This is a genomic window from Bifidobacterium jacchi (assembly GCF_009078285.1).
GTDB classification, from domain to species: Bacteria; Actinomycetota; Actinomycetes; order Actinomycetales; family Bifidobacteriaceae; genus Bifidobacterium; species Bifidobacterium jacchi.
Map to the genome: position 1 here is coordinate 24,247 of NZ_RQSP01000028.1, position 10,238 is coordinate 34,484.

The 10,238-nt window shown below is 65.0% G+C and carries 2 protein-coding genes; both read right to left on the reverse strand.

The window, feature by feature from the left end; genetic code table 11:
• Window positions 1-97: 97 nt before the first annotated feature.
• Window positions 98-1,789, reverse strand: coding sequence for a SpaH/EbpB family LPXTG-anchored major pilin (locus EHS19_RS07805; RefSeq protein WP_151917204.1), 1,692 nt, complete (start codon window positions 1,787-1,789; stop codon window positions 98-100).
• Between the two features lie 116 nt (window positions 1,790-1,905).
• Window positions 1,906-10,131 (reverse strand): LPXTG cell wall anchor domain-containing protein, encoded by an 8,226-nt coding sequence (locus tag EHS19_RS07810; RefSeq protein WP_241677153.1) that lies wholly within the window; start codon window positions 10,129-10,131, stop codon window positions 1,906-1,908.
• Window positions 10,132-10,238 lie beyond the last annotated feature (107 nt).

Genomic DNA, 10,238 nt, shown 5'->3' on the forward strand with positions numbered 1-10,238 from the left:
CGGTTTCCTTCGATGGATGATGGGGCGGATGAGGTCCTTCGGCTCTGGGCTGTGCCCTACGTTCAGGACGACGGCGAGCCGAAGGACCTTCACCAGCTCAGGCGCTGTGGCGGGACTTGCCGCGGTTGGACTTGACGTACCAGCCGGCGCCGAGGGCGACGATCAGCACGCCGAACACGGTGAACAAAACCGTGCCCATGCCACCGGTGCCGGGCAGGGTCGGGCCGGTGGTGTTCTCGACGCCGATGATGCCGTTGGCGGCGGTCTGGTCGTAAGTGGTGTTGGTTTCGGTGTAATCCGTGGTGTACGTGATGGTGGCGGCGGCGTCCGTGCCATCGGTGGGCTCGGTGCCGTCCACCTTCACGCCGATGGACTTGGTCAGCTTGTTGTAGCCGGCGGGGGCCTCGGTCTCGGTGAGCACGTACTCGCCCTTGGCGAGGCCGGTCAGGTCGATGCGACCGCTGGCGGGGGTGACGAGCTCGGTGGTGGCGCCGGTCTCGCCGTCCTTGGCGACGCGGTAGACGGTGGAGCCGGTGTCGCTGCCAGTCGTCTTGACGACGAACTTGATGGCGTCGGCGCCGCCCTTGGCGGTGAGGGTGAACTTGGCGCCGGCCAGCTGGGTGTGACCGGTCTCGCCGGTCTTGACGGTGTACTTGTCGATGCCGAACTGGTAGGTGTACACGCGCACGATGTCCGGGGTGGATTCGCCCTTGCCGCCGGTGAGCGGGTTGTTGGAATACTCGACCGTGGCGGAGTTGGTGTTGCCCTCGCCGCCGACGACGGCGTTCTCGTTGAGCGTGGCGGTGTAGGTGACGACGATGGACTTGCCGGCGTTGGCCTGCTGCTTGGCCTTGAAGTCGTTCATCGTGACGGTGAGCAGGTTGTTGTTGTCGGCGGTGGGGGCGGTGACCGTGTAGTCCTTAGCGTCAGCGTCATTCCCCTGCTCCAGCGTGATATCAGCGCCATTCTGGCCGGCACCCTTCACGACAACGGAGGTGATGGAACCGAACGTCAATCCCGCGGACAGGGTGTCCTTGAAGTTGAATGCGTAGGTGTCGTAGGCGGACATGTCCGGGATGGTGGAGGTCAGCGTGAAGGTGAGGGTGTCGCCCACCTTGGCGTTGGTAGTGTCCGCGGCGTTGCCATCGACATTGACCTTCTTGTCCACGGTGGGCAGGGAGCCCTTGATCGTGGCGGTGGTGTCGGCAGCCTTGGTCACCGGCACCAGCGTGGCGTACTTGTTGGCCGTGTTGACGTTGCCGACGCCGGGCACGGCGACCAGATAGTAGCCGTAGGCGAGGCTGGAGAACGAGGCGGTGTAGTTGCCCTGATCGTTCGCCTGATCGCTGACCGTAGCGGTCTCGGCGACGCTGGCGTTCGCCGCGGCCGGATCAGATCCGACCTTCTTCGTCTGCGCCCAGTTGGAGGCCTTCTGCGCAAACGCGTCGATGGTCGGATTGGAGGCGTCGCCCAGCTTGGAGACGGCGTCGTAGGCACAGGTGTTGAGCTCGGCGCCGGTCTTGTCAGAGCAGTTGATGTCGCTGAGGCCGGAGGTCGAGAAGAATGCCTCCCAATCACTGTTCAGCGTGTAGGCGACGGCATCGCCGTTCACCGTGGCGTCGAACATGCGGTAGGCGTTGACGGTTTTGCCGGCGAAGCTGGCGTCGGCGGTGCTGACGGTCAGCGAGGCGTTGTCCGCCGCGGAGGCGGTGGTGGCGCCGAGCCCGGCCATGCCGAGAGCGGCGACGGCGGCGAGCGCACCCGCCGCGATCTTCTTCAGTGACTTCATCACTGTCCCTTTCTCTTGGTCTTCCTCGTGGTTTCCCCGAGGATTATCTTGGGTTCTCTAGTGGTTTTGTGTTGTCCGCCGCTGTAGGCGGAAATTCTGGGGTCGTCCGACGGTGGTCAGGACGACATGTGACGGCCTTGCCGCCGCGCATGGATGCCGCCAACTCGTGCACCCGCACGTGCGCGACGGTCCCGTATGACCCATGCGGCGCCGAGCAGCATGAGCAGCACGCCGAACGTCACGAACAGCACGGTTCCCCGGCCACCGGTGTCGGGCAGCGGCGAAGAGTTCGTCACGGTGGCCACGTACTTGCCGTCGCCACCGTCCGCATCCTTGCCGTAGGCCACGTCGACCGTGTAGCCGGCCTCGGCTGGGGTCTTGGTGGTCTCATCGGCGGTTCCGTCGGCGAAGGTCACCTTCGTTTCCCGCACGGTGTACGTGTAGTAGCGCACCACGTCCACACCGTTCGCGCCGGAGCCCTTGTCGACGAAGGCGACCGGCAGTCCGGTGACCTTCGCGCGCCAGGTGTCGCTCCATGCGGAGCCATTGTCCTTGGCGGTGAGCTCCACGGTGAACGGGTTCTTCCGCTCAACGGCGTTGCAGTCGGCGTCGCGGCATTCGATGGTGTCCGGCGTGATCTGGTTGCCGTTGCCGTCGGTGTACGTGGCGGTGACCTCCAGCGTGATCGCGTCGGCCCGCTCCAGCTGGCCGTTGCGCCACACCTTCTGCAACGTAAGGTCGATGGTCCGGCAACCGTCGGTGCCGCACGGGTCCTGGCCGTCGTCCGGTTCGGGAGTCAGTCCGCCGTTGTTGTCGGTCACGGCCGTGTCGAGCATGAGCACCGCCTTGGCGGCGGACACGTATGCGTCCATCGGCTTGGTCGAGTCGTCTCCAGTGGCGATCACGGCGTCCCTGATACCGATCCAGCGGGTGTTCTTGTCGCCGGAGGCGCCGCTGGCGGGCACGCTGCTGTCATACGTGTTGACCACGTCGAACAGCTTCACCTCCCACCGGTCCAGTCCGGTGTTGAGCGTGCCGTCGCCGCTGTCCGAGGATTTGGCGGAGAATATCTCGCGGCCGTCCTTCACGGAGGTGACGGCGCTGCCGGCCGTGGCGTCGGCCGTGCGGTACACGCGGTACGTGTTGTACGCCTTGCCGCCGTTGCCGTCGTCCGCCGGGCCGATGATGTCGCTCATCGAGTTGAAATCCCAGTTGGATTTGAGCAGCGTGTTGGCGAACGGGTCGACCCGTCCGCTGGTGCCGCGAATCGTGTCGGCGTAGGTCATGTGGTCGTCGGCGAGCACGCCTTCGTCGTTGAGTGCGACGAAACCGCCCGCATAGCCGGTCGTGAGGCCCTCCAGACCGTCGGTGAGCTGCGTGGCGCCGCCGCCGAACACGTCGTAGCCGTCCTTGATGCCGGCGACGGACGATGCCTCGATGCGGGTTCGGTTGCCCTTGATGAGCTGCACGCTGAGGTTCTCCCTCGCCCCGTCCATGTCGATACCGTCCTTGCTGCATGGCAGTTTGACGACGGAATCGCCGATGGTGACGATGGCCACGTCGGTCTGCTGCTGATTGGTGTCGTCGGCCTTGGACAGGGACACGCCCACCTTGAGGCCGAACAGGTTCACGTACAGCAGGTCGCCCTGCGACAGCACCTTCAGATCGAAGACCTTGCCGAAGATGTTCGGGAACCATTTGCCCAGATCGATCACGCCCACTTGTTCGGCCTTGTCGAGGTAGAGCAGTTTGACCAGTGCGTTGACGATCTGCAGCAGCAGCTCGACCAGTACCGAATTGACCTCGGCATCCACCAGATAGGCGCGTTTGGTCTCACCGGCGAAGCCGCCGGCGAGTTCACCGGAGGACGTCTTCTTCAATCCGGTCACCGTGCTTGACTTCACGCGGGCAAGATCGGCGTATCCGACGAAGCCGCCGACCACTTCACGCCCGGTCGCCTTGTCCGTGCCCTTGCCGTAGTCGGCACCGCCATGCGTGGCCGTGACCGTATAGCCGGCGCTGATGCCGGCGACGGAGGAATCGCCCACATGGGATCCCCAGATGTCGAGCACGCCCGCGGTGGCGCCGAGCAGGTTGAGCCAGCTGGTGCCGAGGTTCGCGTTGTCCGCGGCCACGGTGCCGGATTTGCCGAGGTGGCCGATGAAACCGCCCGCATAGTTGACGCCGGTGACGCTGTTGAGGTTCGTCACGCCGGACTTCTTGACGGACCCGTTGATCAGGCCGCCGCCGAAGCCGCCTGCCGCGCCGGTGAATCGCTTCGAATCCAGCATGCCGGAGGTGGCGGAGACATGCGCCTTGACTTGAATGCCATCCGGCACGCCGGCCACCTGACCGTCGTAGACGAACGTGCGGAACGCCTCCAGCACACCCACGTTGCCGAGTTTGAGCAGGGAGAGCAGCAGGTTCGTGTCGCTGCGGTTCTCGTCGTTCACATCGGTGCCGGTCGCCGCGTTGCCGCCCGCCACGGAGGCGACCGACGAGACGTCGGCAAGACCGAGGAAGCCGCCCGCATACTGGCCGCCCGAAACGGCGCGCAATCCGGTCACGGTGAGCGCGGCGGGATCGTTCGCCGTGTCCACCTCGGTGCCGGTGCCTTTCGCTGAATCCTTGTCGCCCAGGATGGCGGCTTGGAGCGAACCGGCAAAGCCGCCCGCGGTGAGCGCGTAATGCTCCGAGTCGTCACCGGTGAGCGTGTACGGCCCGCCTTCGACCGTGAATCCCCAGTCGGCGCTGTCGGCGTTCACGTGCGCGCCGCGGATGGTCACGATCGTGGCCTGCAGCACCTGCACCAATCCGGCGGGGTTGGCGTTCTTCACGAGCGTATGCAGCACCGTGTTGAGGAACCCGCTTGCGCCTTCCGTGTCCACGTCGGCGGTGGCGCCGGCCGTGGCGATGCCGACGAATCCGCCCACGTTGTTCTGACCGTAGACTTTGCGCAGATTGGCGACGTTCGCGCCGACCGCAGCGGTCGCAGACGCATCGTCGGCAAGCTCCTTGCCGTTGGCGTCGCGGTCGCCCCAGATCTGCGCGCCCACGGCAAGCGCCACGTAGCCGCCGGCATTGCCGGTGCCATGCGTGATGTCGGTGCCGGTGGCGGTCACGCGCATGCCCTTGCGGTAGCCGGTCACGCTGGACGATTTGACGACCGGCACGAACACCTGGGCCACGCCGAGCATCTGCCCGAGGTCGAGTCCCAGACCTTTGCTGCCAAGCAGTTGGATGGAGCCGAACGACGACGCCGTTCCGGCTTCCATCGTGCCCGCATAGCCGCCGGCCGCACGCATGGCGGTGACGTTGCGCACGTCCATCGACTGCCCGTCGGTTATGGTGCCGGTGCGCATCAGGCCCACGTGGCCGCCGGCGACACCGGAATCGCGCAGGTTCGGACCGGTCGTGAACGAGGCGCGCCCGGCGACCACGTTGAATCCGAACACATAGTTGTTCAGGAAGGCGTCGAGCGTGGCCTGATCCTTGACCGAGCCCGCGCCGGCCGTGTTCGCGATGTCGGTGAATTCCTTGCCGTAGGCGCCGTATTTGCCGATGTTGTTGACCCATGACTGCCACTGTTTGTATGCCATGTTGCGCAGCGGACCGGTCACCTTGGTGTGCTCCTCGGTCGGATACACCATGGACAGCGCGCCCGCGATGTTGCTGGCCTTCACGAGTCCGCCCAATACGGAGATCGAACCGCCTTCGGCAGTGTCGGCCGATTCCATCAGGCCGGTGAAGCCGCCGGCGATCTCCTGCCCGTAGACGCTGCGGATACGCGCCGCGTAGGCGGTCTGCTGCGTGATGGTGCCGCCGCTGATGCTGGACCACGCCGAATCGTTCATGCCCCAGATCTGTCCGCCACGGTTGCGCCCGACGTAGCCTCCGGCCATGCCGCGCCGGGTCGTCCCATCGGAGACCGCCTGCGCGCGCACCGCGCCGCCGCACACCACCGCATCGGTGGAGGAGTTGCGAATCGTCGGCACAAAGTCCTGCAGCAGCGACAAGGCGCCGTCCACATCGACCAGCTGCTTGAGCACGCTGCCGTCGCCGAGCACGTCTGCCGCGGCACCGGGCTGGATGACGCCCGCGTAGCCGCCGGCCGCCACCTGTCCGATGATGTAAGCGAATTCGTGCGCGTTGGAATGCTGGATGTGGCCACCCTCAAGGTCGCCGACGAATCCGCCAGCAATGCCGATCGGGTCGGCGGTCACACCGTCCGATTTCAGATGGTCGGCGGTGCTGGATCGCACCGAGTAGCCTCCCGGACCGCCGGTCACATCGGACTCTTCGATCGTGGAGATCATGACGTTCAGCGCGCTGACCAGATCGGACAGTTGGATGGTGCCACCCAGCAGGTTGACGCTGTCGCCCACGCCCGCGGTGGAGCCGAGATCGACGCGACCGATGTAGCCGCCGGCGTAACGGGCCGCGTCCACCGCGTAGGCGCTCACATCGTCGTTCAGATATGTGCTGGTGATGTCGCTGTCGTTCGTCGTCTCCAGATTGGCCGGTGCCTTGACCGCGGTGTGCCGCAGCTGGCCGACCGACGAGGTGCTGATCTGCGCGGCGGAGACGTATCCGGCGAATCCGCCCGCCGACCCGGAATTCGAATCCGCACCATCCAGCCGTCGCGCGACAACGGTCAGTCCGTAGTCCGCGTCCGCGTTCGCGTCCACATCGCCGCCCGCTGCCGCGAACGTCGTGTCATCGGTATGCACGCCCGCGTACAGTACAAACGGCACGTAAGCCTGTGCGAGCGAAAGCACGCCGGAAAGATTCACGCCGTTGAGCTTGCCGAGGACGCTCAGTCCGCCTTCGCCGGCCGAGGCAAGCGCACCGGAACGCACCTTGCCGCCGAATCCGCCCGCGTAGGAGCCGCCGCTCACATGGTCGATGTTGATGACCGCCACGGGGGCCTTCCTGACTTCGGCCACCGTTTCGGCCAGTTCGGGATGGTCCTTCTCCAATACGGCGGTGAGCTTGTTGACGTAGCCGCCTTGGAAGTCGCCCGCGTAGCCGCCGGCCACGTCGGCCTTGACATAGCCGCCGTTCACATAGGCGACGTCGGTCTTTGCATACACGGGGGTGAGGTAGGGCACCGCGCCGAGCAGATTGTCCACGCTGAGCAGTCCGCCGATCTGCGAATCGTCGGCGTCGTTCACCGCGTCGGCGAGGCCGCCGGTGCTGGACAGTCCGACAAAGCCGCCAGCGATGCCGTCCGAGGCGGTGTCGTCGGCGGTGACCGACCGCAACGCACGCACATGCGAATCCACAGTGGTGGTGGAGTTGGCCTGGCCGTAGAAGCCGCCCGCCGCGTAGTCGTTGGTTTCATTGTCCGCGTTGTGGCCGGTTGCGGCGACGGTGAATCCGTCCGTCGAACCGGCGACGTTGGATGACCAGACCTCCACGCCGGAGTATTGGGCCACCGACAGCAGGCCGGAGATTTGGACAAGGCCGAGCACATTGAGACCGGTCGCGCCGACAGCCTTGCCCGGGCCGGCGAATCCGACGAATCCGCCGGCCTCGCCGCGCGCCTTCACCGCATTGAGGTTGCTGACGTTGACTCGTGTCAGGTCGCCGCCGGTGGCGCATCCGAGCGCTCCGCCCGCATAATAGGCATCCGCTGTCACCGTCAGGCCCTGGGTGCCGCCGTCCAGCGTGACATCGGCGACGGTGAAGGCAGCGAACTGGTCCACTTTCTTCAGGGTGGTCATGTCGCCGATGGAGAGCACGCTGTTGAGCAGTCCGGCCACCATGACCGGCTGCAGACTGCCTGCGATGCCGCCCGCATAGGAGCCGGAGGCCTTTACCCCGTGCAGGTTCGTGATGGCAGTGCTTCGTTCGGACGGGTAGGCGCGGCGCGAATGCGCGGTCGTGTCGTACTTCCAGAACGTCAGGTTGTCCAGCTGTGTTGTACCGGAGTTCTCGATCATCGTGCCGGAGCCGACGCCGACCATGCCTCCGGCGTAGTCGCCGCGGGATGTGACGGTCACGGCTGCGCTCATCGTAGTGCCGAGGATGGCGGACGGGTTCACGCCGGCCAAGGACAGGAGTTCGCCTGCGCCTGCGCCTGAATCGCCCTCCAGCAGTTCGGTGATGGCTTTGGTGAGCTGTTTGAGCAGCGACGTGTTCGTTGCATCGTCGGTGCCGAGTTCCAGTCCCCATCCGACCGAGGCGAAGCCGGTGAAGCCGCCCGCATGCGATGCGGTGGCGGTGACGGTTGCGGCACCGGTCAGCGTGTCGTTGACCGCGTACGAGTTGGCCATCGCCCCGGAGAACCCGCCTGCGTAGTTCGCGGCGGTCACGGTGACGCCGCCTCGCGCGTCAACGGCGCTTGATTCGATGAGGCTTTGCGGGCGCAGCGCGGACATGAGGTCGACGCCGAGCGAGCTGACGAGACCGCCCACGTTGCCGTTGCGGCTCACGCCGGCGAAACCGCCCGCGTAGCGCGAGGCCTTCACGGTGAATGGGGTGACGCTGGTCACCGAGGAATCGGTGATGATCGCGCCGATCTGTGCGCCGACGAATCCTCCTGCCTGCGTGGTGCCGTCCGCGCCGATGACGGTGCCTTTGGTAAACCCGTTCACCGTACTGGATGAGATCTCCGGGTTGTAATAGCCGACCGGAATCAGTGCGTTCAGGCCGAGCGTGCCGTTGAGCAGCCAGTCCACGAGATCGCCGAGGCCGAGGAACGGGATGATGCCGAGAATCGAGGAGAGCAGATTCGTCAACGCGCCCACGATTCCGGAGACGGCGTCGTATCGAGTGGCGCCTTCGACATATCCGACGAATCCGCCGGTCATGTCGGCCACGCTGGAGACGGTGACGTCGCTCACTTCGCATCCGACGACCTTCACATCGCCGTAGATGCGCCCGGCGAACGCACCGGTGGCGAGGTTGGATGGGTTGTCCTTGTGCAGCGTGAGCAGATCGGCGAGGTGCAGATCGACGTTGACGGCACCTAAGGTCAGCAGCTTCAGGGCAGCAAGCAATACGTCCAGCAATGTTCCCACGGCCTTGGTGAGCGTGCCAAGCAGGGTGGGTGGAATGTAGGATTCGCTCGCATTGTTCGTGACCGTCACGTCGTTGAGCGCGATGTTGGCGACCACAACCGTGCCGGCGCTGCCAAGGCTGTCGCCAACGATGGTCGTCTTGCTGGCGATGGTGGCGAAGAAGCCGATGCCCTGCTGCGTGCTCACGTCGAGCTTCGGACCGGCCTGGTTGACCGTCACATGCGAAATGACCGGACGGACTGCGGTGTCGTTCACGCTTGCGCCGTCGGTGCCGATGGTTCCCCACAGGCTGCCGGCCGTGGCGGTGTCGGGCGCGATCGTGCCGAGCATCATGCCTGAGAACATGAGCGGCGTCCAGTTGGCGTTGTCTGGATCGGCTGCATTCGAGCTCAGGTCGATGTTGCGGAACACGATGTAGTTCGCGTCCGCGGAGTAGGTCAGGCCGGTGTTGGCTTCGGAATAGTCAGCATGCGAACCGTCCGCAGCGACGCCATAGTATTTGGTGCGGGTCTGGTTGACGGTGAGTGCCGTGCAGCCCAGTACGGGGCCGTTGCTGTGATCATCGGCGTCGGCGTTGCGCAGCGTATCCTGTGTTCCCAGATCGGCGTCGCCCGCATAGGCAATGGCACTGTCCTGCCCATCGACCCATTCGTAGCTCACCAGACCCGTCTTCGTGCAGGTTTGCGTCACGCTTATGATGCGCCCGATGACCTTGTTGCCCGATCCGATGGCGCGCAGCTGCTGTTCGTTGCCGATCAGGATGTACGTTTTGCCATTGATTTCCTTGGTGACCTGACCTTCGAAATCGCGCCCGCCTAGCGTCGCCGTTTCGGCGGAGGCCCGGGGTTGAGGATCGGTGGATGATGAATCCTCGGATTGCGAATCGGATTGCGAATCGGATTGCGAATCGGATTGCGCATCCACCGTATCCGTATTGTCGGAATCTGCGGCATCTGACGATGCGTCATGCTGTGCCGGTTCGCTGGTGTCGTCGTTGGGCGACGAATTGGCGCGAAGCGAGGTAAGCGTCGCCGACTGGGCGGCGGCCACGATGGTGGGGTCGGTCACCATGGTGCCATCCGAGACGACAGTGACACCGGTGTCATCGCCGGAACCGACCGCGGTAATGGACGTGGCGTCTGCATTCAGTGAATACGCGAGGCCTCGCGCATCGGCGGTGGGGATCATGACCACGGTCATAATGACGGCAAGCATGGCGGCTATCGTGCGTCGCCAATCCATGATGGCGCGCGCCACGATGTGCCGCAGTCCGCGCATGCGGAAGCCGTGGTACTTGTTCGACGTACGTCGACGCATATGCCCCCTATCTCTACGGGTCGTCCCTTCTGCGTTGCCAATCACACGGCTCTCTTATTACGCCAAGCAATCAGCCATGAACAATCAACCATGTAGTGTATACCCCC